The organism is Amycolatopsis sp. ATCC 39116, assembly GCF_000231075.2.
Taxonomy (GTDB): domain Bacteria; phylum Actinomycetota; class Actinomycetes; order Mycobacteriales; family Pseudonocardiaceae; genus Amycolatopsis_E; species Amycolatopsis_E tucumanensis.
The window spans coordinates 451,419-476,481 of record NZ_AFWY03000001.1; the positions used below are offsets into that span (position 1 = coordinate 451,419).

Annotated in this window: 23 protein-coding genes and 1 pseudogene; 10 read left to right on the forward strand and 14 right to left on the reverse strand. The window is 71.4% G+C overall.

Annotated elements, in window-relative coordinates:
• Positions 1-37: 37 nt before the first annotated feature.
• Positions 38-1,570, reverse strand: a complete 1,533-nt coding sequence (locus AMY39116_RS0302390; RefSeq protein ID WP_020416124.1) for a long-chain fatty acid--CoA ligase — start codon at positions 1,568-1,570, stop codon at positions 38-40.
• Between the two features lie 157 nt (positions 1,571-1,727).
• On the opposite strand from AMY39116_RS0302390, the gene AMY39116_RS0302395 reads away from it, so the two are divergent.
• From AMY39116_RS0302395 to AMY39116_RS0302405, 3 genes are all read left to right on the forward strand, one after another.
• Positions 1,728-2,345 (forward strand): TetR/AcrR family transcriptional regulator, encoded by a 618-nt coding sequence (locus AMY39116_RS0302395; RefSeq protein WP_020416125.1) that lies wholly within the window; start codon positions 1,728-1,730, stop codon positions 2,343-2,345.
• 799 nt (positions 2,346-3,144) lie between these two features.
• Positions 3,145-3,354 (forward strand): type II toxin-antitoxin system HicA family toxin, encoded by a 210-nt coding sequence (locus AMY39116_RS0302400; RefSeq protein ID WP_020416126.1) that lies wholly within the window; start codon positions 3,145-3,147, stop codon positions 3,352-3,354.
• On the forward strand, positions 3,342-3,794 hold the full coding sequence (locus AMY39116_RS0302405; protein WP_369794285.1) for a hypothetical protein: 453 nt from the start codon (positions 3,342-3,344) through the stop codon (positions 3,792-3,794). Before AMY39116_RS0302400 ends, AMY39116_RS0302405 begins: the two co-directional genes overlap by 13 nt.
• 6 nt (positions 3,795-3,800) lie before the next feature.
• Here AMY39116_RS0302405 and AMY39116_RS0302410 read toward each other — a convergent pair whose 3' ends face one another.
• The 9 genes and pseudogenes from AMY39116_RS0302410 to AMY39116_RS0302445 form a co-directional block, all read right to left on the reverse strand.
• Positions 3,801-4,034: a hypothetical protein gene (locus tag AMY39116_RS0302410; protein ID WP_020416128.1), complete on the reverse strand. Its 234-nt coding sequence runs from the start codon at positions 4,032-4,034 to the stop codon at positions 3,801-3,803.
• 13 nt (positions 4,035-4,047) lie between these two features.
• Positions 4,048-4,435, reverse strand: a pseudogene (locus AMY39116_RS48030) (DUF6221 family protein); the annotation flags it as partial.
• A gap of 113 nt (positions 4,436-4,548) precedes the next feature.
• Positions 4,549-5,796, reverse strand: coding sequence for a hypothetical protein (locus AMY39116_RS0302415; RefSeq protein WP_020416129.1), 1,248 nt, complete (start codon positions 5,794-5,796; stop codon positions 4,549-4,551).
• Positions 5,793-6,041, reverse strand: coding sequence for a hypothetical protein (locus AMY39116_RS0302420; protein ID WP_020416130.1), 249 nt, complete (start codon positions 6,039-6,041; stop codon positions 5,793-5,795). The genes AMY39116_RS0302415 and AMY39116_RS0302420 overlap by 4 nt, the downstream gene beginning before the upstream one ends.
• Positions 6,038-6,679 carry a VOC family protein gene (locus AMY39116_RS0302425; RefSeq protein ID WP_020416131.1) on the reverse strand — a complete coding sequence of 214 codons (642 nt, stop codon included), beginning with the start codon at positions 6,677-6,679 and terminating at the stop codon, positions 6,038-6,040. The genes AMY39116_RS0302420 and AMY39116_RS0302425 overlap by 4 nt, the downstream gene beginning before the upstream one ends.
• 201 nt (positions 6,680-6,880) lie before the next feature.
• Entirely contained in the window at positions 6,881-7,660 is a 780-nt protein-coding gene (locus tag AMY39116_RS0302430; protein WP_157358369.1) for a TetR/AcrR family transcriptional regulator, read from the reverse strand.
• A gap of 37 nt (positions 7,661-7,697) precedes the next feature.
• Positions 7,698-8,450: a maleate cis-trans isomerase gene (locus AMY39116_RS0302435; RefSeq protein ID WP_020416133.1), complete on the reverse strand. Its 753-nt coding sequence runs from the start codon at positions 8,448-8,450 to the stop codon at positions 7,698-7,700.
• Positions 8,447-10,165: a (2,3-dihydroxybenzoyl)adenylate synthase gene (locus tag AMY39116_RS0302440; protein WP_020416134.1), complete on the reverse strand. Its 1,719-nt coding sequence runs from the start codon at positions 10,163-10,165 to the stop codon at positions 8,447-8,449. Before AMY39116_RS0302440 ends, AMY39116_RS0302435 begins: the two co-directional genes overlap by 4 nt.
• Positions 10,162-11,700, reverse strand: a complete 1,539-nt coding sequence (locus AMY39116_RS0302445; RefSeq protein WP_027935558.1) for an FAD-dependent monooxygenase — start codon at positions 11,698-11,700, stop codon at positions 10,162-10,164. The genes AMY39116_RS0302440 and AMY39116_RS0302445 overlap by 4 nt, the downstream gene beginning before the upstream one ends.
• 205 nt (positions 11,701-11,905) lie before the next feature.
• On the opposite strand from AMY39116_RS0302445, the gene AMY39116_RS0302450 reads away from it, so the two are divergent.
• The 3 genes from AMY39116_RS0302450 to AMY39116_RS42110 all read left to right on the forward strand — a co-directional run bounded on the left by AMY39116_RS0302450 (position 11,906) and on the right by AMY39116_RS42110 (position 17,203).
• The gene (locus AMY39116_RS0302450) at positions 11,906-14,026 is read left to right on the forward strand and encodes a hydantoinase/oxoprolinase family protein (protein WP_020416136.1); all 2,121 of its coding nucleotides are present in this window, start codon (positions 11,906-11,908) and stop codon (positions 14,024-14,026) included.
• Positions 14,023-16,332, forward strand: a complete 2,310-nt coding sequence (locus AMY39116_RS0302455) for a hydantoinase B/oxoprolinase family protein (protein ID WP_020416137.1) — start codon at positions 14,023-14,025, stop codon at positions 16,330-16,332. The genes AMY39116_RS0302450 and AMY39116_RS0302455 overlap by 4 nt, the downstream gene beginning before the upstream one ends.
• A 250-nt stretch (positions 16,333-16,582) precedes the next feature.
• A complete protein-coding gene (locus AMY39116_RS42110; RefSeq protein ID WP_020416138.1) occupies positions 16,583-17,203 on the forward strand; it encodes a TetR/AcrR family transcriptional regulator in 621 nt (206 codons plus the stop codon).
• A gap of 252 nt (positions 17,204-17,455) precedes the next feature.
• On the opposite strand, the gene AMY39116_RS0302465 is transcribed toward AMY39116_RS42110, so the two are convergent.
• Genes AMY39116_RS0302465 through AMY39116_RS0302480 form a run of 4 tightly spaced genes read right to left on the reverse strand, consistent with a single transcriptional unit; the run spans position 17,456 to position 20,676 of the window.
• The gene (locus AMY39116_RS0302465; protein ID WP_020416139.1) at positions 17,456-17,875 is read right to left on the reverse strand and encodes a DUF5709 domain-containing protein; all 420 of its coding nucleotides are present in this window, start codon (positions 17,873-17,875) and stop codon (positions 17,456-17,458) included.
• Positions 17,876-17,933: 58 nt separating this feature from the next.
• Complete coding sequence (locus tag AMY39116_RS0302470; protein ID WP_027935560.1) at positions 17,934-18,959, reverse strand: NAD(P)-dependent alcohol dehydrogenase; 1,026 nt, start codon at positions 18,957-18,959, stop codon at positions 17,934-17,936.
• A complete protein-coding gene (locus tag AMY39116_RS0302475; protein ID WP_020416141.1) occupies positions 18,956-19,663 on the reverse strand; it encodes an iron-sulfur cluster assembly protein in 708 nt (235 codons plus the stop codon). Before AMY39116_RS0302475 ends, AMY39116_RS0302470 begins: the two co-directional genes overlap by 4 nt.
• Entirely contained in the window at positions 19,663-20,676 is a 1,014-nt protein-coding gene (locus AMY39116_RS0302480; RefSeq protein ID WP_020416142.1) for an amidohydrolase family protein, read from the reverse strand. The genes AMY39116_RS0302475 and AMY39116_RS0302480 overlap by 1 nt, the downstream gene beginning before the upstream one ends.
• A gap of 175 nt (positions 20,677-20,851) precedes the next feature.
• Here AMY39116_RS0302480 and AMY39116_RS0302485 point away from each other — a divergent pair, with 175 nt between their 5' ends.
• From AMY39116_RS0302485 to AMY39116_RS47070, 4 genes are all read left to right on the forward strand, one after another.
• Positions 20,852-22,264, forward strand: a complete 1,413-nt coding sequence (locus AMY39116_RS0302485; protein ID WP_020416143.1) for a GAF domain-containing protein — start codon at positions 20,852-20,854, stop codon at positions 22,262-22,264.
• A 15-nt stretch (positions 22,265-22,279) separates the two neighbouring features.
• Complete coding sequence (locus AMY39116_RS0302490) at positions 22,280-22,789, forward strand: DinB family protein (protein ID WP_020416144.1); 510 nt, start codon at positions 22,280-22,282, stop codon at positions 22,787-22,789.
• 37 nt (positions 22,790-22,826) lie between these two features.
• Positions 22,827-23,813, forward strand: coding sequence for a PHP domain-containing protein (locus AMY39116_RS0302495; protein WP_027935561.1), 987 nt, complete (start codon positions 22,827-22,829; stop codon positions 23,811-23,813).
• A gap of 88 nt (positions 23,814-23,901) precedes the next feature.
• Positions 23,902-24,636, forward strand: coding sequence for a DUF5684 domain-containing protein (locus AMY39116_RS47070; protein ID WP_020416146.1), 735 nt, complete (start codon positions 23,902-23,904; stop codon positions 24,634-24,636).
• Positions 24,637-25,063 lie beyond the last annotated feature (427 nt).

Sequence of the window (25,063 nt, forward strand, 5' to 3'; positions counted from 1 at the left end):
ATGCGGCCTCCTTGCAGCGGCGTGAACGGGTGGCGCCTCAGCGGGTGCTGAGCCGGGAACGGATCTCGGTCTTGAGGACCTTGCCGACGGTGGATCGGGGCAGATCGGGCCAGATCTCGATCTGCTTGGGCGCCTTGACACCGCCGATGCGGGCTTTGACGAACGCGGTCAGCTCGTCGAGGTCGATCTCGGCGCCGGGCTGGAGCTGGACCACCGCGGTGACCCGTTCGCCCCACTTCTCGTCGGGCAGGCCGACCACGGCGCAGTCGCGCACGGCGTCGTGGGCCATCAGCGCCTGCTCGACCTCGGCGGAGTAGACGTTGAAGCCGCCGGTGATGACCATGTCCTTGGCGCGGTCGACGATGTGCAGGTAGCCGTCCGCGTCGAGGTAGCCGATGTCGCCGGTGTGGTGCCAGCCGTGGGCGGAGACCTCCGCGGTCGCGTCCGGGTTGCGGTAGTAGCCGGCCATCACCAGTGACCCGCGGACGCAGATCTCGCCCCGCTCGCCGCGTGGCACGGGCGCGCCGTGCTGGTCGAGGATCGCGACGGTGACCAGCGGCGACGGCCTGCCCGCCGACGACAGCCGGGCGGTGTTGATGGTGCCGTCGGCGTTGCGGTGCTCGGCGGGCGACATCGTCGAGATCATCATCGGGGCCTCGGACTGGCCGAACAGCTGCGCCATCGGCCCGATGCGGTCGAGGGCTTCGGCCAGCCTGGCCGCGGACATCGGCGCCGCGCCGTACCAGAAGCACTGCAGCGACGACAGATCCGTCCCGTCGAGCGCCGGGTGGCCGAGGACCATGTAGATCAGCGTGGGCGGCAGGAACGTGTGGGTGACGCGGTGGCGCTCGATGAGTTCGAGGAACCGGCCGACGTCGGGCTTGGCCATGATCACGACTTCGCCGCCGAGGGCGAGCACCGGGAAGCACAGGACGCCGGCCGCGTGGGTCAGCGGCGCCAGTGCCAGGTACACCGGGCGGCCGTCGAACGGGTAGCTCATCAGCGTGATCGCCGACATCGCCTCCAGGTTGCGGTCGGTGAGCATCACGCCTTTGGGGCGGCCGGTGGTGCCGCCGGTGCCGACCAGCGCCACGACGTCCCCGGGCGGCGCCGCTTCGGCTGACGGGTCGTCGCGAGCGGCGTCGAGCCAGGTGTCGAAGCCCGCGGCGAGGTCGTCGCCGTCGCCCAGCCGGACGAGCGTGGTCAGCTTCGGCAGGTTGGGCGCGATCGCGGCGACCAGGTCGTCGAAGGCCGGCTGGTAGATCAGCGCCGAGCAGTCGAACAGGTCGAGCAGCTCCGCGTTCTCCGCCGCCGCGTTGCGGGGGTTGATCGGGCACCACACCGCGCCGGCCCGGGCGATGCCGAACACGCAGCCGAAGGCGGTCGGATCGTTGGCCGAGAGGATGCCGACCTTGTCCCCCGGCGCGACGCCCGAGCGGCGCAGGGCCCTGGCGACGGCGTGCGACAGGCCGGCGACCTCGCCGTAGGTCAGGGACTTCCCGTCGAGCGTCAGGCAGGGTGCGTGCGGGTCGAGGGAAGCGCCTTTGTCCAGGTAGAAGGTCAGGGACACCGTTGTCTCCGTCGGTCGCGGGGCGCGGGGAAGGGGCGGATCGGGAGTGACGGCCACCACGTCGGCGACCTGCCAGGACTGTTTCTCATCTTTGGACGGTTGTCAAGATTTCTTTGGACGGTTGGTTAAGAAAACGCTCGATGGGTATCGTCGTGGCGTGAGCAGCTCACCAGCCGCGCGGCGGCGACCCCGCGTCGACAAGTTCGAGGACCGTCGGCGAGAACTGGCGGACGCGGCGCTGGCGACACTGGCGGACTTCGGGTACGCGCGGACGAGCCTGCGCACGATCGCCGACAACACCGAGTTCTCGCACGGGCTGCTGCACTACTACTTCGCGGACAAGATCGAGCTGATCACCTACTGCGTGCGGCGCTACAAGACGTCGTGCGTGCAGCGCTACGAGAACCTGCTGGCCGAGGCGTCCACCCTCGACGGCCTGGCCGCCGCCTGCGGGGACGGGCTGGCCGCGACGCTCGCGGAGGCGCCGCTGATGCACCGGCTCTGGTACGACCTGCGCACGCAGTCGATGTTCGAGGAGGCGTTCCGGGACGACGTCGCGGAGATCGACGGCAGCCTGCAGAACATGATCTGGCGGGTGGTGTGCGCGTACGCCGACCTGGGCGGGATGGAGCCGGCCTGCTCCCCCTCGCAGGCCTACGCCCTGTTCGACGGGCTGTTCCAGCAGGCGCTGCTGCGGCACCTGGCCGGTTCGGAGACCGCGCTGGACGACCTCCGCGCGGGAGCCCGCGACCTGCTGCCGCGCCTGTTCGCCTGAGCCGTCCGACAGGGGGCTGATGGAGGGGTCACCCCACCCCTATGGTTGGTTGGCGACCAATGAGATGCCCATTTGGTTACCCGGCAGCGTGCCACCCGCCGGGCTGGTGCTGCGCGGTTTCGATCGAGGGCATCGAGCGCACAGGCCTCGACCGTGCTTCGGGGCGTTCGGATCGAGTCCGCGGAGCACCAGCTCGTGACGGCCCAAGGGCCTGTGGTCTGCGTGCTTGGACCAGTCGCGCCGCACAGCGGGCAGATCGGATGCTCGGCGAGTACCGCTTTGTGTAGACAGGATGGGTGTTCGCGCAGGTGGTGCGCAATCAGGCGTGGACCATGGGCGTGTCACTCCGATGGAGCGCTCATCGCGGCCCGCGCCTTCGCGACAAATTCCTGGTCGACTGTGGCCGGCGCGAGCTGGGGGGTGCTCGCCATCCGCGTAGTCGTTGACAGGTATGGCAGTGGCGCACGTGGCACGGCCGAAGTTGACGACCATTGCCACCTTGTCGTTGCCGACGTTCAGGATGTAGCCAGTCTTGCCTCAGTACGTGATCACGGCTGCTGCATCGCCGGGCGTCGCTCCATCGAAAGCGGATAACAACGACTTGCCCGGGAGTAGTTCGAGGCCTGCGAGCGGACATACGTGCTCGGTTCGGCTACGCTCACTCCTTCTTTCCCGTGGCGGTCGCTGGACTTGGCGGTCGGTCGTTGTCGACCGTTACCGTGGAACGCTGCGTCGATACTGATTACCATACATCTAGCCCCCCTTGATGTTGCAAATCAAGGGGGGGTAGACTATCGTCATGGTCAAGGAGATGCGATACCGGGACGTCAAGCGGGCACTGCTTGACCAGGACTGCACCCACAAGACCACGAAGGGCAGCCACGAGAAGTGGGTGTGCCCGTGCGGCCAGCACCAGGTCATCATCCCAAACCACCGGGTCGTCTCCCCAGGCGTCGTCCGAGACGCCGTCGCCAAACTCACCTGCCTGCCGAAGGGATGGTTGCAGTGACGAAGACCTACAACGTCACCGCCAAGCGCTGGGCGCGAGGCTGGGAACTCCACATCGACGGTGTCGGAGTCACCCAGACCAGCACCTTGTCGGCGGCTGATGCCACAGCCCGCGAGTACATCGCTCTCGCCCTCGACATCGACGACGAGAGCTCCTTCGACGTGCACGTCGTCCCCCAGCTGGATGCGGCACTGGCCGAACAGGTGAAGAAGGCCCGCGAGCAGGTCAGGGAAGCGGAACGGCTTCAGCGTGAAGCTGCAACCCGCCAGCGCGACGTCGCCCGCAAGCTCCGCAGCGGTGGACTGTCAGGACGCGAGATCGCGAAACTGCTCGATGTGTCCGCACAGCGGGTCAGCCAACTCATCGGTCGGCAGGCGCCCAAGGGTGCAGTCGCCGGCTCGACCACTCGGGTCAAGAAGGCGGCTGCGCGCACCCGCTGATCTTCGTCAGTCACCGCGCTCATCCTGTCGGATGAAGGGGGCGTGGCGGACGATGTCGCTGGCGGCCTGCAGGAGGCCCAGCTTGGTGAAGTGGTCGGTGTCCTCGGTCGAGGCGATGTGGATGCTGGAATCGCCGGTGTCCATGTTCTTGGAGCGGACGATGAGAACGGCGCCGGTGACGAACGCGCCGTCCTTCACGCTCGCCGCGGCGATCAACTCCTTGACCTGCTCGGGTGTCACATGGGCGCCACTCCTCGCGGTAACCCGGGTGATCGGCGTAGATCGCCATGAGTGCATTGACTGCGAACGTGAGCCCTTCGGCGTAGCCGCCTCTCTGCGTGCTCGTGCTCGTCGAGGATGCGCCGCTTGGCGTCCACCTCGGCCAGCGCACGCGCTGGGTCGAAGCGGGCGCGCTGCCCGGGGCTGCCGGGCAGGGCGGGTTCCTGAGTCCGGTCACGGTGTGGGCCGCGGGTCTGACCGGATCGGCACTCTCGCCCGCCGGGCGTCCCGCCGACCCGCGCCCTGCTCCCGCGCCTGTTCGCCGAGCGCACTGCCCGGAGCCGACCGAAGCCAGGCGGGTTCACCCAGCTCGGCCAAGGTGCGGACGCTACGGGCCCAGCCGGATCGGCACTCTCGCTCACGGGGCGTCTCGCCGACCACGCCGCGAGCAGCGGTCCGGCCGCGGTCGATCAGCAATAGAAGGCAGCCCCGCGGCGGTCTCGCCGCGAGGCCGCCGCTCAGAGCCGTACCGGGGTCAGCGCCGGGCGAGCTCGAAACGCTTGCCCAGCCAGCTCGCGATCTCCGCGGCGGCCAGCTCGTTGCCCGTGGGTTCGCCCTCGGCGATGGGGCCGCCGAAGTGCAGGCCACGCACCACAGCGGTGCTCAGGTCCGCCGCCCCGAGCGCTCCGATCATCCGGCGCGAATCGGCCGGGAACGCGGCCTGGTCGCCGGTGAGCTCGATGAACAGGGCCGGGACGGTCACCCCGGGCGCGCACCGGACGAAGTCGGCGTTGGAGCTGATCCCGGACCACGTCGACAGCCACGCTTCCGGCGTCGTGAGCCTGCCGAAGCCGGCCTGGCCGTAGTTGATGAGATCGGGCCGTTTGCCGAACAGCGAGCCGTACGGGCGCTCGCTCGGATCGAGGGAGAGGTCGACGGTGCGCGGGTCGGCGTCGGTGCGGTACACAGTGATGATCCGGGGCGCCAGCGAGCGGCGGCGGTCCACGGCGCGGCCACCGGCCTTGAACGCGGCGCGCGCCTCGGCGGCACGAGCCAGGTGGTGGCGGGCGACCGCGTCGATGCGCGCGACGCGGTCGCGCTGGGCCGCCCGGTACCGCTGGAGGAACTCCTCCCCGTAGGCGGAACTGGCCGGCGGCTCGGCGAATCCGTTGGCGGGGTCGAAGGGGTCGAGCTCGGGCACGACGGACAGCGGGTCGGACTCGTCGGCGACCGACGGGTCGATGCAGGCCAGCAGGAGCCTGCCCTGCCCGGGGTGCGGGGCGAGGAAGACGACGCCGTCGGCGAGCGGCATGGTCGCGTCGGCGAGCCGGGTGGGGCGGCCACCGGGAGTGGTGGCGATACGCGCGCCCGGTGCGAGTGCGGCCTGCTCCAGGTAGAACGCGTAGAGCGTGCCGCCGCCGGAGTGTCCCAGTAGGACGATCGAGTCGAACTCGCGCTCCCGCAGGAAGACCAGCCCCGCGGCGACGTCCAGCAACGCCTGCTCGTGCACCAGGGTCACGTCGTTGTTGACCGAGCGGGTGTGCTGGGTCCACACCGCGGCCCCGGCGCCCAGCAGCAACGGGACGAGCGGGTGGTGGGTGACGTCCTGGCGCGGGTGCATGAGGCACACGACGGTGCGTGCGCCGGGCACCGTGGTCAGCACGCCGCGCACGGTGGCGCCGTCAGTGGTGGTCAGCTCGTGCACGGTGGTGACGGCCGAGGCCGGCCGCTCCCCCGCGGCCAGGTAGCGGCCGGCGCCGAGCCGGGAAGCGCTTTCCGTCACGCCGGCTCCACCCGCAGCGCGTCCTTGTCGTGCTGGGTGATGCGGCTGTCACGGGCGACCCCGCCGACGGCGGAGTACCAGACCGCGTGGCGGCAGCCGGTGGCACGGCGGTCGACCACGATCGCGCCCGCCGCGCTGATCTCGAAGTAGGGCCCGATCCGGCCGACGGTCACCGCCGGGTCCTCGGCGGCGACCTTCGCCACCGGCGTGTTCTCCGGGACGTCGAGGATGTAGAGCGTCGTCATCGGCCGCTCTCCTGCGCGAGTTCCCAGTCCGCGGCCCGCTCGACGATGAGTTCCGCCTTGCGCGCCAGCAGCTTGCCGAAGGTCGGCTCGGGCTCGCTCACCACGTCGATCAACGCGTCGATGGTGAGGTTCGCGTCCAGGTCCTCCTGCGGCGTCACCGGCCGCATGGCGCGGGTGATCTCGAACATGTAGCCGTTCGGGTCGTGGGTGTAGATCGACTCGATCGTCTCGTGCTGGATCTGCATCTCCACCGGCCAGTCGCTGGCGTCCAGGCGCCGCCGGTACTCCAGCAGGTCCTCCTCGTCGTCGACGTGGATCGCCAGGTGGCGGGACCGGACGAAGAACTCCGGCACGTCGGCGCCGAACCGGGCGTAGACGTCGCCCTTCGCGCCCGGCTCGCCGCCGATCTCGCGGCCGGTGCCGAAGTAGTAGAAGAACGCGATGCGGTCGTCGTTGCCGATGTCGAAGAAGAAGTGGATGAAGTCCGGGTGGTCCTCCGGGCCCCAGCCCGCCGCGCAGATGGAATGCACGACCGGGAAGCCCAGGACGTCCCGGTAGAACCGCACCGTCGCGGCCGGGTCGAACGTCGGGAACGCGACGTGGTCGACCCCCCGCACGCGGTGGTCCAGCTCCGTCATGGCCAGCCTCCTGCCTGAGTGGAATGCGCCTTACCGCACCGACGTTACGCCTCCGTTGACGAATGAGTCAACAGTTTGACTGGTGCGAAGAACAGAGGCGGGACGCGGACATGACGAAGCCGGCCGGACGAGCGTCCGGCCGGCCAACGGCATTGCAAGACGGAGCGCACCCGTCACAGCGGCGACGGCCGCGCGCGGGAGTCAGCCCTTGAGGAGGCGTTCCAGGTGGTCGAGGTCCTGGCGGAGCATCTTCAGCGCGGCCTCGGGCCCCTCGCCGTCGAGGGTGTGGTGGTCGGGGCGCCGCAGCGCGGCGAGCGCCATCTCGGCGAGCTGCTCGGTCACGGTCTCGACGTCGTCGCGGCCGTCGGGGTGGAACCACCAGGCCACCCAGTTGCACATGCCCAGCACGCCCAGCGCGGCGACGCGGGCGTCGACCGGCCGGAACTGTCCCGCCCGGATCCCGTCCTCGACGACCTCGGCGATCGTCTTCAGCACGGCGCGGCGGCTGTCGTCGTAGGCCGCGGTCAGTTCGTCCGGGAGCTCGGCCTCCGAGCGGATGAGCAGCCGGAACCGCGCCGGCTGCGTCGCACGGCGGCGCACGATGATCTCGACCAGGGCGCGGAGCTGGCCTGCCGGGTCGAGGTCGGTGTGCGCGACCAGTTCCTTGAGCTCGTTCATCGGGCCGTCGGTGACTTCCGTGACCAGCTTGGCGAGCAGTTCGTCCTTGCTCTTGACGTAGTAGTAGAGGGCCGGACGGGTGATGCCGATCGCGTCCGCGATGTCCTGCAGGCTCGTTCCGGCGAACCCGCGCTCGGCGAAGAGCCGGGTGGCCTGTTCGTACATCTCGTTCTCGACGAGCTCCCGGCGGGCGGTGCTGGCGCGTGCCGGCTTGCCGCTGTCCGCCGCGCCGTCGCGCCGGGCCCGCGAGGATGACGACTCGGCCTTCCGCCGCGCGGGCGTTCGCCGCGAACCACTGGTCATGGCGGCCATTGTAGGGGAGCCGGGCCGGGCGCCGGGTTCATCGCGCCGCCGCCTGCTCCGCCGCCAGAAGGCGGCCCGCGCCGGGCAGCGCGGTCGGCAAACCGAGGTGGCGCAACAGGGTGAACGCACCGGCCGTGGCCGCGGAGAGGACGGGGATCCCGAACTCCGCCTCGGCGGGGCCGATCAGGTCCAGCGACGGCATCTGCACGCAGGCGGAGATGACGAGCGCGTCGGCGCCGGACAGGTCCAGGCCGCGCGCGGCCGCCATCACCCGCTCGCCCGGGATGCAGCCGACCTCGGCGTTGTCCCCCACTTCGAGCGCGGCCCAGTCGAGCACTTCGAGGCCCTCGGATTCCAGGTAGGACACGACCTGCTCGGCCAGCGGGCGCAGGTACGGGGTGACCAGGGCGATGCGGCGGGCGCCGAGGGCGGCGAGCCCTTCGACGAGCGCGCCGGCGCTGGACAGCACCACCGGCCGCTGCCCGGCGTTCGCGAACTGTTCGGTCACCGCGGCCTCGGTGCGCCGGTGCTCGCCGTGCCCTTGCGCCATGAGCGCGACGAGGCAGGCGTAGAGCACCGCGTCCACGCCCGCGTCGGACAGTTCGTCGACGCACCGTTCGCGTTGCGCGTTCATCGCCCGCAGCTCCTCCGGGGACACCTTGTGCATCCGCATCCGGCTGGAGTGGAAGGAGAACCGCGCGCCGGGGTGACGACCGAGCAGTGCGGGAACCTCCGTTTCCACGGTGACGTTGGAGCTGGGCACGACGAGCCCGATGCGGTGGGTGGTCACGGATTTCCTCCTGAGGTGGTTGCGGGGGCGGTGCTGCGCGGCCGCCCGGTCTCGGCGCGTTCGGCGGCGACCTTGCGGGCGATGTCGGCGTGCAGGCGTTTCTTGTCCATCTTCCCGACCAGGGTGCGGGGGATTTCGGCGATCAGCTCGATGCGTTCGGGCCACTTGAACTTCGCGACCTGCAGGGCGGCGAAGTGGTCCTGGACGTCGCGCAGGGTGAGCGGCTCGCCCGGCACGACGAGGTAGGCGCACGTGCGCTCGCCCAGGCGCGGGTCCGGCATGGCGACCACGGCCGCGGCGGTGATCCGGGGGTGGCGGAGCAGCAACGACTCCACCTCCTCGGCGTTGATCTTCTCGCCGCCCCGGTTGATCAGATCCTTGATCCGGCCTTCGATCGTGAGGTACCGCTCCCCGTCGATCTCCCGGATCGCGGCGAGGTCCCCGGTGCGGTAGAAGCCATCGGAGGTGAACGCCGTCGCGTTGTGCCGGGGTGCGTCGAAGTAGCCGCGGAGGGTGTAGGGGCCGCGGCAGCAGAGTTCGCCGATCTCCCCGTCCGGGACTTCGGTCTCGGTGCCGGGTTCGAGGATCCGGACTTCGTCCATTGGGGACAGTGGGGTGCCGACGGTCTCCGCGCGGGCTTCGCGCGGAGCGCCCGGGCGCGTGGTGATGAAGAGTCCTTCGCCCATGCCGAACAGCTGCCCCGACCACAGGCCGCGGCGTTCCAGTCCGTCGAAGAGCGCGGGCGGCACCTTCGTGCCGGACAACACCACCTGGGTCACCGATTTCGTCGCCGCCGCGAAGCCGGGCAGGCCCGCCGCCTTGAAGTGCCCGTGCCCGAGCAGGACGTGCGTGACCCGCTCCTGCGCCATCAGCGGGAACGAGACCTCCGGGTCGGCGGTGCCGAGAACCAGGCACGCGCCGACGCTGTGCGGGCCGTGGACCGCGCACACGATGCCGGCGTTGTGGATGATGGGGATCAGGTGGGCCACCCGGGTGTCCGGGCCCCAGCCCCAGGAACGCGCGTAGGCCAGGGCGTTGTACCAGTATTCGGCGTGCAGCCGCGGGATCACCTTCGGCACCCCGGTGGTGCCGCCGGAGAGCTGGAAGACCGCGACGTCGTCGGGATCGATGCCGCGCTGGATCCGCTCGACCGTCGCGCGGGCGGCCCGCGGATCGACGCCGGCGCCGAGCGACTCGATCGCGACGCCCGCGGCGCCGGCGGAACCGCCCAGCACCAGCACGTGACGCAGCGTGGGGTGGTCGCGCTGCTGCTCGACGGCGAAGCCGACCAGGTCGAACCCGCGGTTGTCCGCCTCCACCAGGTGGGCGACGGCGCCGACCCGCCTGCTGATCTCGCCGATCTCGTGGCCGCGGTGCGCGGCCAGCGTGCACACCGGAACCAGCCCGGCCTTGAGCACCCCGTACCAGGCGAGGATCGCCCCGAGCCGGTTCGAGACCTGGAACAGCACCGGATCACCGGGCGCCAGGCCCAGCCCGGCCAGGCCCGCCGCGAGGAGGTCGGTGCGCTCGTCCAGTTCCCGGAAGGTCACCCGCCCGTCGAGCGCGACGACCGCGTCGCGCTCCGGATGGGCCACCGCGACCGCGTGCAGCTCGTCCGCGATCGTGGCCGTGCCCCACAGGCCCGCCTCCCGGTACCGGCGCACCACGTCCCCGGGGTAGGTGACGAGCCGCTCGCCCCACCGGCTTGTCCTCATGCCGCCTCCTCGGTGAACGAGACCAGGTCGCACCGCCCGCTGATCAGGCCGGCCGCGAGGTCGCCGCGCGAGCTCGGCGGACCGTCCACGACCACCAGCCCGCCCGCTTCAGTGCGGACCCGTTCGGCCAGATCGAGCCGGGTCAGCACGGCGAGCCGGTCGGCGGGGCCGGCGAACCGGAAACCGTCGGCCCCGTCCCGTCGAGCTTGACGCGCCCGCGCGACGACGGCATCTCCGGCGTCGTCCCAGGGATCGGCGACAGCGTCGGCGAACGTCGTGAGCGCCAGGCCCTCGGGAACGGCCGGGAGAACGCGTCGCGGGAACTCGGCCTCCCCGTGCCGCAGGGGCTGGTCCAGCACCCAGTCGACGAGGTCCCGGGCCGGGGGCGCCGAGTTCGCGTACTGCTCGGCCGCGGCGGCGACGACCTCCGGGCTGGTGGCGGCGAAGCGGTCGAGCGGGACGTTGCCCGCTCTGGTCATGTAGGCGACCATCAGCCGCTCGACCGGGATGTGCAACCGCGACGGGAACGACTCCCACCACAGCTGGCTCCGCCGGGCCAGCTCCTGCATCCGCTCCACGTCCGGGCGGCGGGACGCCTCGTAGCGCGCGAACGCCGCCGCCGTATCAAGTTCGCCGGCCAGCGCTTCGACCAGTCCGATCGCGTCCTCCATCGCGAGCTTGGTGCCCGAGCCGATGGAGAAGTGGGCGGTGTGCGCGGCGTCCCCGAGCAACACGACCCGCCCGGACGACCATCGCTTGCACCGCACGGTGCGGAACCGCGTCCAGCGGGTCCGGTTGCCGATCAGCGAGTGCCCGCGCAGCTGCGTGGCGAACACCTGCTCCAGGTACCGCAACGAGGTGGTGTCCGACGCGTCGGGCGGTGTCGCGTCCGTGGACCGGTCGAACCCGGCGCGCCGCCACGTCTCCTCGTCGGTTTCGATCAGGAACGTGCTGTGGCCGCTCGAGTAGGGATAGGCGTGGGTCACGAACACGCCGTGCTCCGTGCCCACCGGGGCGAACATCGCGTCCGGCAGCGCGAACTCCGCGCCGCACCACAGGTAGAGCCCGCGGCCGACCTCGATGTCCTCGCCGAAGCCGCCGGTGCTGCGGGTGGCGCTGCTGACCCCGTCGGCGGCGATGACGATGTCCGCGTCGAGCTCGTCGGCCACGCGCCGGGCGCCGTATTCGATGCGCACCCCCGCCTTCTCGGCGTGCCGCCGGAGCACGGCGAGCAGTTCGGTGCGGGCGATACCGATCAGCCGGTCGTTGCGCACCCGCGCGCTCCGGTCCCGGACGGTCATCGTCATGTCGTGCCGGTGGCCGGCGGCCAGGATGTCGCGCAGGGTGTCCGCGTCGGCCGCCTCGAGCCTGCGTTGGGTGCCGGCCGCCAGTCCCACCCCGAAGCCGAACGTCTTGTCGGGCTCGCCCTGCTCGTGCACGACCACCTCGCACGAGGGCTGGGCCAGCTTCAGCAGACGCGCGGCGTAGAGACCGCCCGGGCCCCCGCCGAGCACCGCGGCGCGGCGTACTTGCATCCCGACCTCCAGGTTGTGACGGCACTTCCGCTCGTTGACTTAAGCGTAGAGTATTCGACGTATGCGACGACAAGTCAAGCGACGGCGAGCTTGACTTCAAACACAGGCGTTTAATAGTCTACGTTGCCGTAACCACTCGTGGAGCCTGGGCGTGCCCACCTCGTCGGTGCCCCGCGGTCTCAATCCACGCAAAGGAGCGTGAGTCATGGCGTATGTCATCGGCGTGGACGTGGGCGGTACGTTCACCGACGCCGTTCTCGACGACGACGCGGGCACAGTCCTCGCGGCCAAGTCGCCGTCCACCCCGCCGGACTACTCCCGGGGTGTTCTCGATGTGCTGGAGCTGCTCGCCGAGCAGCTGGGCAAGCCGCTGAAGGAGATGCTCGCCGACACCCACCACATCGCGCACGGCACCACGTCGTCGTTGAACGCGCTGGTCATGGGGAACGTGCCGCCGGTCGGCTTCCTCACCACCAAGGGGCACCGGGACTCGATCTTCATCATGAACGTCGAGGGCCGCTACCTCGGCCGGTCCCCGCACGAACTGCAGAACGTGCTGGGACAGGCGAAGGACCACACGCTGCTGCCGAAACGCCTCGCGCTCGAGGTGACCGAGCGCATCGACCGCGACGGCAACGTCGTGGTCGGCCTCGACGAGGACGAGGCCCGCTCCGCGATCCGCGCGCTGCTCGCCGACGGCGTGCGGGCGATCGCCGTGTCGCTGTTGTGGTCGTTCCGCAACCCGGTCCACGAACGGCGGCTGCGGGAACTGGTCGCCGAGGAGGACCCCGGTGTCTTCGTCGCGTTGTCGAGCGAAGTCAGCCCCCGCATCCGGGAGTTCGCCCGCAACGCCACCACGATCATGAGCACCCAGATCGGCCCCGGGCTGCGGGACTACCTCACCACGCTGGAGGACACCCTCCGCGCGAACGACCTCGCCGGGCCGCTCCTGGTGATGCAGAGCAACGGCGGCGCGGTCGCGGCCAAGGAGGCCCCGGCCACCGCGATCAGCACCGTCGGCTCCGTGCTGACCGGCGGTGTCGTCGGCTCGGTGGCGCTCGGGCGCCAGCTCGGGCACCGCAACATCATCTCCACCGACGTCGGGGGCACGACCTTCCTCGCCGGGCTGGTCGTCGACGGCGAACCGGTGCGCGACACCACGACCGTGATCAACCACCACCCGATCAACGTGCCCACGCTGCGGGTGGACGCGATCGGTTCCGGTGGCGGCGCGATCGCCTGGCTCGACGCCGGCGGCAACCTCCGCATCGGGCCGCGCAGCGCGCAGGCCGTGCCCGGCCCGGCCTGCTACGGCAACGGCGGCACCGAACCGACCAACACCGACGCGAACCTGGTGCTGGGCATCCTGCCCGAGCGCGGCCTGCTCGGCGGGCGCAAACCCCTCTCGCTCGAGCTGGCCAGGCAGGCCATCGACACCCAGATCGCCAAACCGCTCGGGCTCTCGGTCGAGGAGGCCGCGGCCGCGATCTACACCGTGCAGAACGCCCAGACCGGCGACCTGCTGCGCAAGACCGTCGTCGAGGCCGGTCACGACCCGCGCGAGTTCGTGCTGTACGCCTTCGGCGGCGCCGGTCCCGCGCACTGCGCCGGCTACGCCGCCGAAGTCGGGGTCGACGAAGTGGTGGTCCCGCTGGGCCCGGTCGCCTCCGCGTTCTCCGCCTACGGACTCGCGTCCTCGGACATCGCGCTCGCCGCCGAGCTGTCCGATCCCGCCGTCGTGCCGTTCGACCCGGAGCGGGCCGAACAGAACTTCCGGGACCTGGAAAAGCAGGTTCGCGAAGGGCTGGACCGCCAGGGGGTGCGGTTCGACACCGTCGAGGTCCACCGCGAGATCGACATGCGCTACTCCATGCAGCTCGCGGAGGTCACGACCCCGGTCGCGGCCGGACCGCTGGACATGGCCGCGATCGAGGAAGCCGCGGCGGCGTTCGAGGAGCGCTACGCCGCGCTCTACGGCAAGGACGCCGGGTTCCGGGAGGCCGGCATTCAGGCCATCACCTTCCGGGTCCGGGGAATCGGCGTGCTGCCGTTCTCGCCGGAGCTGCCCGCGATCCCCGCCGCAGCCTCACCGGACCCGGCCGGGGCGCGGGTGGGGCACCGCCCGGTGTGCCTCGACGCCGCCACCGGCTACGTGGACACGCCCGTCTACGACTACCGCGAACTGCGTGCCGGGCACCAGCTCGCCGGCCCCGCCATCGTCGAGGTCCCGACGACCACCGTCGTCGTGCCGGACGGCACCACCGGCACGGTGGACTCGCTCGGCAACCTGATCATCCGCCGCACCTCCGCCAGGAGCGCCTCATGAGCATGCCCATCCCCGGTTCCGAGGTCTTCGCGAGCCGCCCGGCCGACCCCGCCGAACTGCAGCGGTCGCTGCCCACCACCCTGCCCACGCACACCGTCACCCAGGAGCAGATCGACGCGCTCGACCCGCTCACCTACGAGGTCGTGCGCCACCGGCTCTGGTCGGTCACCGACGAGATGGGCGAGGCGCTCAAGCGCATGTCCGGCTCGCCGATCGTGACCGACGCCAACGACTTCGACTTCGCCATCTCCGACGAACTCGGCCAGGAAGTCCAGGTCGGCCTGTACAACACGATGCTCGTCGGCGCGGTCGACCTGGCCATCTACTGGACGCTGCGCAACCGCGCCACCAACCCCGGCATCGCCGAGGGCGACATGTTCCTCACCAACGACCCGTGGGTCGGCGGCGGGCTGCACCAGAACGACGTGATGGTGTACCAGCCCGTTTTCCACGACGGCAAGCTGTTCGCCTGGACCAGCGCGATCTGCCACGAACCGGACCTGGGCGGCGTCGGGCTCGGCTCCTTCTCCCCCGCCGCGCAGGACGTGTTCTCCGAATCCCTGCCCACCCCGCCGGTCAAGGTGGTGCGCGACTTCCAGTTGCAACGCGACGTCGCCGACCTGTGGGTCCGGCGCTCCCGGGTCCCCATGCTCGTCGCACTCGACCTGCGCGCCAAGGTCGGCGCCAACAACGTCGGCCGGGAACGGCTGCACGCGCTGATCGAGCAGTACGGCGCCGACACGGTCAAGGCCGTCATGAAGCGGATGATGGCCGACGCCGAGGCCCGGCTGCGCGGCAAGCTCGCCGCCCTGCCCGACGGCAGCTGGACCGCGACGGGCTACCAGGACCAGTCCCACGAGGGCGACCGCGGCCTGCACAAGATCACCGTGACCACCACCAAGACCGGCGATCACCTCACGTTCGACTTCACCGGCACCGACCCGCAATCGGGCGTCGTGAACTGCACCTACGCCGGGATGCGCGGCGGCGTCATGCTCGCCCTCCTCCCCGTGCTGGCCGGCGACATCCCGTGGTCGGCAGGCGGGCTCATGCGCTGCTTCGACCTGATCACCGAGGAAGGCACGCTCAACAACGCGACCTACCCCGCCGCCGTCGGACGGGGCCCCATCGGCCCGGCCTGGCTCACCGGCAACCTGGTCGCCGAATGCCTGGCGCAGATGCTCGACCGCGACCTCGAACTCGGCAAGAACGTCCAGGCGACCTGTTGCGGCACCTGGGACACCGCGGTCATCGCGGGACTCGACGAGCGCGGCGAGCAACCCGCGCCGTTCCTCAACATCATCATGGAGCCGATGTCCGGCGGGTACGGCGCGCGGCCGCACGCCGACGGCATCGACACCGGCGGGCTCTTCTGCATCCCGATGGGCCGCATCCCCGACGTGGAGATGACCGAGTTCCTCTACCCGGTGCTGGCCCTGTGGCGGCGTGAGGTCCCGGACTCGGGCGGCCCGGGCCGGCACCGCGGCGGGGTCGGGGCGTCGATCGCCATCACCCCGCACGGAACCAGCATCCCCATGGGACTCGTCCTCGCCTCCAACGGCAAGGCGGTGTCCCAGAACGGCGGTCTCGCCGGCGGGCACCCCGGCAACACCGGGCTCGACGTGCTGGCCCGGCACAGCCGCGTCACCGATCTCCTCGCCGCCGGGCGGATGCCCAGCGAGCTGTCCGAGATCAGCGAGCACCTGGAACCGGCGCAGAACTACGCGTCCAGCCACCTCGCGCCGGGTGAGGTGTTCGTGATGACCTGGCAGGGCGGCGGAGGCTACGGCGACCCGCTGAACCGGGATCCCGAGGCGGTCGCCCGGGATCTCCGGGAACAGAAGATCACCGCCGGCGCCGCCCGGTCCGTCTACGGCGTCGTCGTCGAGAACGGCACCGTGGACGAGGCGGCGACCGCGGCCGAACGCGACCGACTGCGGGCGGCGCGACGGCAACGCTCGCGGGTCCTTCGCGTGCCCAGCGGGCGCAAGACCGACGCGACCTCGGTGAAGCGCCTCGACGACAACCTCGTCGAGGTGACCGACGGGGCGCGGGCCGCGGTGGCGTGCCGCCACTGTCAGGAGATCCTCGGCGAGGGCGACGACCTCGCCCTCGCGGTCTACGAAGGGCCGGCCACCGACGCCGGGCCGCAGATCATCGCGAACGCCGCGGACTACGTGGACGCTCCGGTGGTCTTCCGGCAGTACTGCTGCCCGTCCTGCTGGACGGCGCTGTACTCGGCGGTCGTGCCCGCAGGCCACGCCACGCCGCCGCTCGCCGGGCTGATCGCGACCCCGGCAGCGTGAGGCGCGCGCGGCCGGGTGGAGGTCGACCGTCCATCCGGCCGCGCACGATCAGTTGAACAGCCCGATAGCCCAGCGCCCCACAAGATCAGGGCCGCCGGTATCCCGGAGGCGCTCGCAGAGCACGGGCCATCCCGCTCGCCGCGGTTGTGGCCACGATGATCCCTCTACAACGCGCGGCCGGAATGTGGGCACCTGGCGAGACCGAACGTTCTCCCCGTACACTCGGGGTGATCGGAAGGCAGGTGACAGGGTGTCGGAAGCACGTTCCCGGCTGCTCGGGACGGCCAGCCGGCTCTTCTACGCGGAGGGGCTGCACTCGGTCGGCATCGACCGGATCGTCGCCGAGGCCAAGGTGACCCGCGCGACGCTGTACCGGCACTTCCCCAGCAAGGACGACCTGGTCGTCGCCTACCTCACCGCCGCGGACGAGCTGATCCGCGCCCAGATCGAATCGGTGCGCCAGGCCGGGCACTCCCCCGCCGACACCGTGCGCGCGGTCGCCGGAACCATCGCCGACAGCATCCGTTCGGATGGGTTCCGCGGGTGCGCCTTCCTCAACGCCGCCGCCGAGTACCCCGCGCCCGACCACCCGGTCCACCGCGCCGTCCTGACCCACCGGCAGTGGTTCCTCGACACGATCACCGAGCTGATGGCCGCCACCGGCGAAACCGAACCCGAACCACACGCCAGGCACTTCGTCATGCTGCGCGACGGCGCCATGGCCGCCGGCTGCCTCGCCGACCCGGCCGCGGTCTGCGAAACCTTCCTCCTCGGCGTCGAAGGAATCCTCAAATACCGCGACGCCTCCGTGGTGGACCAGGCCACGGTGACCACCCGCCGACGCCGCCGCCCGGCGCGGGCGTCAATCTGAGGACTGCCCGCCCGGACCGGCCTGCCGGAGGTCCCGCGTGCCCGCCGCCGGCTTCGGCAGCCAAACGCTGAGCGGGACTTCCCGAACGTGCCGGTCAGACCCCCACACGCCACCCGACCTCGGCAGCCAAAAGGCTGAGCGAAACTCCCCGAACGCGCCCGCCAGACCCCCACACGCAACCCGACCTCGGCAGCCAAAAGGCTGAGCGAAACTTCCCGGACGTGCCGGTCAGACTTCCACGCGGGGCGTCGCTCAGCGCTCGTCGATCCGGATCGTGTGCATCGCGGCCTCCTCGGCCGACGCGCCGGCTCCGTCGACGCCTATGTCGCGCGCGTAGAGGTCCACCTCCGCCTCACCGTCGGCCAGCGCGATCAACCGGCCGGTCCGCGCGTCGCCGACCTCGTCGTCCAGCAGTTCGCCGTCCGTGTCGTACGTGTCGCCGAGGCCGTCACCCTCATCGGATTCGGACTCGGCCACCTCGCGCGCCAGGCGCTCGGACAGCCCCTCGCCCGTCGCCTCCTCGCGCGCCGTCGTGCCCCAGCCCTGCGAGGCCCACGGCCGTTCCGCCGCCGAGTAGCCCTCGTCCAGCGGGTCGTCCGGCCCCCTGGTGTCCAATGTGTCCGACGCGTCCAGTTGCTCGTAGACGTCGTCGTCGATCTCGTCGCGGTCCATGGTGCGCTCCCGTTCGTGCAAGCCTGCGCACAGCATCGCACGAACGGGAGCGCGGGCATCAGGGCGTCAGGATCGCGCGGCCCCGGATGCGACCCGCGTCGAGGTCGTCGATCGCGTCCTGGAACCGCTCCAGCGGGTACTTCGTGGTGTGCAGCCGCACCTTGCCCTGCGCCGCGAGCACCATCAGCTCGCACAGGTCGGTGTAGGAACCGACCAGGTTGCCGATGAAGTTGATCTCCGTGGAGATGATGTCGATCGTCGGCACGTCGATGTTCTCGCCGTACCCGACCACGTGGTAGTCGCCCGCCCGGCGCAGCATCCCGACCCCGTCGCGCGTCGCGCCGCCCTCGCCGACGAAGTCCAGCACCACCTCGGCCCCGGCGCCGCCGGTCAGGTCCAGCACCTCCTCCACCTGCCGCCCCTCGGCGACGACCCCGTGGTCCGCGCCGATCGACACGGCCAGCTTCACCGCGTCCGGGTTGCGGTCGACCACGATCAGCTCGGCCGCGGTGAGCGCCTTGAGCACCTGGATGCCGATGTGCCCGAGCCCGCCCGCGCCGATCACCACGCACCGGTTCCCCGGCCGCAACCGCCGCGCCGCCTTGGCCGCCGCGTGGTAGGCGGTGAGCCCGGCGTCGGCCAGCGCGGCGACGTCGGCCGGCTCCAGCGAGTCGTCGAGGCGCACCACGCTGCGTGCCGAGGTCTTCAGGTACTCGGCGTATCCGCCGTGCGTGTCGATGCCGGGGAACGCGCTCGCCGAGCAGTGCACGTCGTCGCCGGCCCGGCACGCGGCGCACAGCCCACAGGTGATCAGCGGGTGCACGATGACCTTGTCGCCCTCCGCGACGTTGGTGACCGCGCTGCCGACGGCGTGCACCCAGCCGGCGTTCTCGTGGCCGATCGTGTAGGGCAGGGTGACGCCGGACTTCTCCGCCCACTGCCCTTCCAGGATGTGGATGTCGGTGCGGCACACCCCGGCGCCGCCGATCTTCACGACGACGTCCCAGGGCCCGGTGACCTCCGGCTCCGGCACCTCGGTCATCCGCAGGTTCTCGTGGTAGCCCACGACCTGTACTGCCTTCACGACACCTTCTCCTTCACGGGTGACTGGTCCGCCGCCGACTCCGGGTAACGCGTCCGGAGCAGGCCGCGGCAGAAATGGGCGTTGCCGTCGATCGAGATGCGGATGGACCGCGCGAACCGCAGCCGCAGCGGCACTTCCTCGCGTGGGTAGCGGTTGCCGTCGTCGTCGACGAGCGCGAACGCCGACGGCTCGGTGCTCAGGCCGAGCGCCTCGCGGCGGCGCAGCAGCGCGGTCGTCGCCGGGCCGGGCGGCAGATCGCCGAGGACGACATCGTGCAGCCCGTCCTCGGGCAGGCCCGCCCGCAACATCGCGGTGAGCACGCGTTCCATCGCCGCGGTGTGCGCCTTGCGGCGGAACGTGACGCGCAGCTCCGCCAGGCTCTCCTCAGCCTCGTGCCCGAAAGTGCCGCGGTAGCCGGCATCGGCGGCCAGCCCGCGGTTGATCAGGTCCGAGTCGTGGTGGTCGTCGAGGAACACCGCGACCTCGCCGGCACCCGGCAGCGCGGACAACGCGTCCTTGGCGTCGGAGGCCATCAGGTAGGCGAAGTTCGGCGAGCAGAACGACGTCGGCAGCCGCAGGTGCACGGTCACGGCGGACCCGGACACCTCCAGGGACCGCACGAACCCGAGGTCGGTGATGGGCTCGTCCAGCTCGGGGTCGATCACGGTGTCCAGCGCGCGGCGGGCCTGTGCTTCGGTGACCATCACGCCACCGCCACGGCCTGCGGCTCCTCGCGCGGGAGCTGCAGCTCGGCGGGCACCGGGATGTCGTACATCGCGGCGGCGTTGAGCCCGAGGATCTTCTTCTTCTGCGCGGTGGTCAGCGGCGCGTACTCGGTCATGTCCTCCGGGATCTGGAAGTCGACGAACCGCTCGACCAGCCACCGCGGCGTCCAGAGCGCGTAGTCGCTGGAGAACTGGATGCGGTTCTCGTCCAGCCAGTACAGCAGTTCGCCGATGATCTGCGCGAAGTACCGCGGCCGGGTGTGGATGAACGGGATCGCGACCGCGAGTCCGGCGTGGACGTTGGGCTCCTGCGTGGCGATCCAGCAGAAGTCCTCCAGCCGCGGCAGCCCGCAGTGCTCCACGACGAAGTTCAGGTCGGGGAAGTCGGTGGCGACCTTGTCGATGTCGGCGACGTCGAAGGCGTCCCGGTCCAGCGGCCGGATCGTCGGTCCCTTGTGGACGTGGATGTTGCGGATGCCCAGTTCCTGCGCGGCTTCCAGGTACTTGTAGGACCAGGGATCGTCCAGTTTGTACCCGCGGGAATCGCCCTGCCATTCGGCGGTGTAGAGCTTGACGCCCTTGAGGCCGAACCGTTCCGCGTCGCGGCGCAGCTGGTCCAGCCCGGCCTGCTCGAAGCGCGGGTCCCAGAAGTGGTTGTAGGTCAGCTTGTCCGGGTGGGCCTGGGCGAGGGCGAAGGCCTCCTCGGTCTGGCCGAAGCCACGCTCGTAGAAGGCGCCCAGGTGGGCGGGCTGGAAGATGGCGTGGTCGACGTAGCCGTCTTCGAACAGGTCCTTCATCAGCCGCGCGCCGCCCTGGTAGAGGTAGTCCTCGTAGGGCCACACCTCGGACTCCGGGCTGAGGTTGCGGTGGTAGTCGTAGAAGCAGTCGATGAACTGCTTGCCGTGGATGTTGCGCTGGTTCTCCGGGCGGGCGTCCCACAGCGCGATGTGGGCGTCGACGATGAAGTAGTTCTCGCCGTCCTTGGTGTACATCAGTCCGGGTCCTTCCGACGTGGCGACCGTGGCACGTGCACCGGTGACGGTAGGTAGCCGGACGCCGGGGCGGGCCCGCTTGGCGTCTCAATATGAGACAGTCGGACGACCTGCCTGTCCGGCGCGGCGCGGTAGCCTCGCCGGAAGACGCAACGATGCGGACGGGAGGTCGCCGATGGTGGATCAGCGGGCGGTCCTGCCGCCCCGGCTGGCCGCGTCCTGGCAGCGCAGCAGGCAGTACGGGGTGTCACCGGAGACGGTGCGGCCGGCGTTCACCGGCACCGTCGACCACGATTCGCTGTTCTTCGAGTGCGGCCAGGAGGTGCTCTCCGGCCTGCACACCACCCTGGCCAACGAACCGGTCAGCCTGATGCTCACCGACAGTGACGGCCTGGTGCTGAGCCGGCTGTGCGACGACAGCACCATCCTCCGTTCGCTGGACCGCGTCCACCTGGCGCCGGGCTTCTCCTACGCGGAGCGCGACGCCGGCACCAACGGGCTCGGCCTCGCGCTGGCCGACCGCGCCCCGTCGCTGGTGTCCGCCGAGGAGCACTACTGCACGGGCCTGTGGGGCTACACCTGCGCCGCCGCGCCGGTGCTGGAGCCGGGCACGAACCGGCTCATCGGCAGCGTCAACCTGACCACGTGGTCGAAGTCGTCGAAGGAGCTGCTGCTCGCGCTGGCCCAGGCCGCGGCGGGCAACACGGCGGCGCTGATGCTCGCCCGGTCGCACGGCCACCTCGCGCCGCCGGGCCCGCGTGGCGAGGTGTTCCGCGTCTACTCCGACCGGCTGCCCGACGTCGCGGCGAACCTGTCCACCGCCTGGTCCGACGCGCTCGCCGAGGCCCGCACAGCAATGGAGCACGGCCGCGTGGTGTGCGTGACCGGTGAGCCGGGCAGCGGGAAGGCCGCGCTGGCGTCGATGGCCCGCCGGTCGGTGCGCCCGCGGGAACGCGTCCTCAACGCCCGGCCGCCCGCGCCGCAGGACGCGGCGTCGTGGCTGGCGCTGTGGACGCCGGAGGTCGGCAAGGCCGACACGTGCGTGATCCTCTCCGGCGCCGACGCGCTGCCCGCCTACGCCGCGGAGGAGCTGGCCGCGCTGTTCGCCGCGGCGCGCGGCGGGTTCGTGATGACGGCCGCGGACCACGCGGGCGTGCCGGACGCGCTGCGGGCCCTGGTCGACGCGGTCGTCGAGGTGCCGGCGCTGCGGTACCGGCCGGACGACGTCCTCCCGCTGGCCGGGCACTTCGCGCGGGAGAGCCGCGGCCGCCCGGTCACCTTCACGCCGGCCGCGTCGCGGGCGCTGACCGCCTACCCGTGGCCGGGCAACGTCCGCCAGCTCCGGCAGGTGGTGCGCGAGGCGGTGGCGCGGGCTGATGTCGTGGACACCCGGCACCTGCCGCCGGAGGTGTTCACCAGCCCCGGCCGCCGCCTGACGCGGATGGAGGCCGTGGAGCGCGACGAAATCGTGCGCTGCCTGACCAAACCGGGCACGACGGCCGCGCAGGTGGCGTCGATGCTGGGCATGAGCCGCGCCACGGTGTACCGCAAGATCGCCCAGTACGGGATCAAGGTGCCGCGCCGGTAGGTACGCTTCCGCGTCATGCCCACCGAACGCCCCGAGATCCCGACCGTCGGCGGTGAACGCGAACTGCTGCGCGCCCACCTCGAATACCACCGCGCCACGCTGGCCTGGAAGTGCGACGGACTGTCCGATGCGGACCTGCGCAAGCAGTCGATGCCGCCGTCGACGCTGTCGCTGCTCGGGCTGGTGCGGCACATGGCCGAGGTCGAGCGCGCGTGGTTCCGGCGGACGATCAACGGGGAGACCGAGCTGCCGCTGGTGTGGTCGGACGAGGGCGACTTCCAGGTGGCCTACGACGCGCGGGAGTCGACGCGGTCGGAGGCGTTCGCGGCGTGGCAGGCCGAGGTCGAGCACGCGCGGCGCATCGAGGCGGCGGCCGGGTCGCTCGACCTGGTCGTGCACTCGCCGCGCTGGGGCGCCGACGTGTCGCTGCGCGCGGTGATGCTGCACATGATCCACGAGTACGCCCGGCACAACGGGCACGCGGACTTCCTGCGCGAGGGCGTCGACGGGGTCACCGGCGCCTGACGTGCGAACCGCGCCGCGGCGCGGTAGGTGTGGTGTCGTGGACCCGGCACAGGCTTTGCGGCAGATCGCGTTCGAGCTGGAGCGCGCGGGCGCGCCGACTTACCGGGTGCGGGCGTTCCGGCGCGCGGCGGCCGTGGTGGCTGGGTTGCCGCCGGACGAGCTGGCCGAGCGGGTCCGGCTCGGCACGTTGAAGGCGCTGCCGGGCATCGGTCCGGCGACGGCGCAGGTGGTGGAGCAGGCGTGCGCCGGTGAGCAGCCGGACTACCTGGCGAAACTGCTCGCGGAGGCCCCGGAGCCGGACCGGTCGGGGTTGCGGGGCGCGTTGAAGGGCGACTGCCACACCCATTCGGACTGGTCGGACGGCGGCAGCCCGATCGAGGAGATGGCCGAGGCGGCGCGGGCGCTGGGGCACGAGTGGATCGCGCTGACCGATCATTCGCCGCGGCTGACGGTGGCGAACGGGTTGTCGGCCGAGCGGCTGTTGCGGCAGCTCGACGTGGTCGCGGAGCTGAACGAGAAGCTCGCGCCGTTCCGGATCCTGACCGGCATCGAGGTCGACATCCTCGAGGACGGTTCGCTCGACCAGCGGGACGACCTGCTGGAGCGGCTGGACGTGGTGGTGGCGAGTGTCCACTCGAAGCTGCGGATGCCGTCGGAGCCGATGACCGAGCGGATGCTGGCGGCCGTGCGGAACCCGCTGGTGGACGTCCTGGGGCACTGCACGGGGCGGATGGTGATGGGCCGCGGGCGCCCCCAATCGGAGTTCGACGCCGAGCGGGTGTTCGAGGCGTGTCGCGAGAGCGGGACCGCGGTGGAGATCAACTGCCGCCCGGAGCGCATGGACCCGCCCGACGACCTGCTCGCGATGGCCGCCGGGATCGGGTGCGTGTTCACCATCGACACGGACGCGCACGCCCCCGGGCAGCTGGACTGGCTGGGGAACGGGACGGTGCGCGCGGAGGCCGTGGGCATCGGGCCGGAGCGCGTGCTGAACACGCTGAGCGCCGCGCAACTGGGCGGCTGACGGAAGCTGGGCGCGTCCGGCGTTTTCACGCCTGTTCGGTGATCGGAACCGCTACCCTGAGCGCGGATTCGATGGGGAGGAACCTGACGTGAACAGCTACGACACGGGCGGACTCAGCGTCGGCGGAGCGATCGGGGTCTCGCTGGGCAGCCTGGCGTTCGCGGTGCTGATGGTCGCCGCGATCTGGCGCGTGTTCAGCAAAGCGGGCCAGCCCGGCTGGGCGGCGATCGTCCCGATCTACAACACGATCGTGCTGCTGCGCGTCGCCGGGCGGCCGTGGTGGTGGATCCTGCTGATGCTGATTCCGCTGGTCAACGTCGTGCTGCTGTTCATCGTCTACATCGACCTGGCGCGCTCGTTCGGCCGCGGCACCGGGTTCGGGGTGCTGACGGTGTTCTTCCCGTTCATCTTCCTGCCCATCCTGGGGTTCGGCAGCGCGCGCTACCTCGGCCCGGCGGGCGGGCAGCCGCATCCCGGGGGGCCGCAGCCGGGCGGTCCACAGCCGGGCGGTCCGCACGGGCCACAGGCGTATCCCGGCCAGCCTTACCCGGGCCAGCCTTACCCGGGCCAGCAGAGTCCCGGGCAGCAGTACCCCGGAGCGGCGGGGCCGTATCCGGGACAGCAGCCGTACGCGCCGCAGCAGTACCCGGGGCAGCAGCAGTACCCGGGACAGCCGCACCCCGGGCAGCAGTACTCCGGCCCGCAGCATCCCGGCCCCCAGTACCCCGGGCAGCAACATTCCGGCCAGCAGTACCCGGGTCAGCAGCATCCCGGGCAGCCGTACCCAGGCCCGCAGTCCCCGGGGCAGCAGCCGCCGCGGTAGCCCGGCCCCACAGCCTCGCGGACTTCGCACCCCTTGCGGCGTCGTCCCATCCGCCCGCGCGCACCACACGCTCCTCCGGCGCCATCCCATCCGCCCGCGCGCACCCACCCTCCTCCGGTGCTATCCCATCCGCCCGCGCACACCACACGCCCCTTCCGGCCCCTCGCCTCCGCCCCTTCGGCCCGCCGCGCTCGCGCGGCTCGCCGCACCCTCACGCTCCCCTGCACCCCCTCCGCGGCCCGCCGCCTCCGGCGGCCTCCGCGGCACCGCCCCATCACCCCCTCCCCATCAGCGCCTGGCGCCTCCGCGCCTGGCGCCTCCGCGCCCTCGGCCTCCGCGCCCTCGGCCTCCGGCCCCTCGGCCCAACGCACCCTTCGGCCCACGGCCCCTTGCCATCTGCGCTTCCGCGGCCCACCGTCTCCAGCGG

Excerpts from the sequence above, each read along its gene's own strand:
- AMY39116_RS0302405 (WP_369794285.1), top strand. The coding sequence starts at position 3,342 with ATGGTTGCAGTGACGAAGACCTACAACGTCACCGCCAAGCGCTGGGCG.
- AMY39116_RS0302430 (WP_157358369.1), bottom strand. The coding sequence starts at position 7,660 with ATGACCAGTGGTTCGCGGCGAACGCCCGCGCGGCGGAAGGCCGAGTCG.
- AMY39116_RS0302420 (WP_020416130.1), bottom strand. The coding sequence starts at position 6,041 with ATGACGACGCTCTACATCCTCGACGTCCCGGAGAACACGCCGGTGGCG.
- AMY39116_RS0302445 (WP_027935558.1), bottom strand. The coding sequence starts at position 11,700 with ATGCAAGTACGCCGCGCCGCGGTGCTCGGCGGGGGCCCGGGCGGTCTC.
- AMY39116_RS0302465 (WP_020416139.1), bottom strand. The coding sequence starts at position 17,875 with ATGGACCGCGACGAGATCGACGACGACGTCTACGAGCAACTGGACGCG.
- AMY39116_RS0302480 (WP_020416142.1), bottom strand. The coding sequence starts at position 20,676 with ATGTACACCAAGGACGGCGAGAACTACTTCATCGTCGACGCCCACATC.
- AMY39116_RS0302475 (WP_020416141.1), bottom strand. The coding sequence starts at position 19,663 with ATGGTCACCGAAGCACAGGCCCGCCGCGCGCTGGACACCGTGATCGAC.
- AMY39116_RS0302425 (WP_020416131.1), bottom strand. The coding sequence starts at position 6,679 with ATGACGGAGCTGGACCACCGCGTGCGGGGGGTCGACCACGTCGCGTTC.
- AMY39116_RS0302400 (WP_020416126.1), top strand. The coding sequence starts at position 3,145 with ATGGTCAAGGAGATGCGATACCGGGACGTCAAGCGGGCACTGCTTGAC.
- AMY39116_RS0302485 (WP_020416143.1), top strand. The coding sequence starts at position 20,852 with ATGGTGGATCAGCGGGCGGTCCTGCCGCCCCGGCTGGCCGCGTCCTGG.
- AMY39116_RS0302440 (WP_020416134.1), bottom strand. The coding sequence starts at position 10,165 with ATGAGGACAAGCCGGTGGGGCGAGCGGCTCGTCACCTACCCCGGGGAC.
- AMY39116_RS0302455 (WP_020416137.1), top strand. The coding sequence starts at position 14,023 with ATGAGCATGCCCATCCCCGGTTCCGAGGTCTTCGCGAGCCGCCCGGCC.
- AMY39116_RS0302490 (WP_020416144.1), top strand. The coding sequence starts at position 22,280 with ATGCCCACCGAACGCCCCGAGATCCCGACCGTCGGCGGTGAACGCGAA.
- AMY39116_RS0302450 (WP_020416136.1), top strand. The coding sequence starts at position 11,906 with ATGGCGTATGTCATCGGCGTGGACGTGGGCGGTACGTTCACCGACGCC.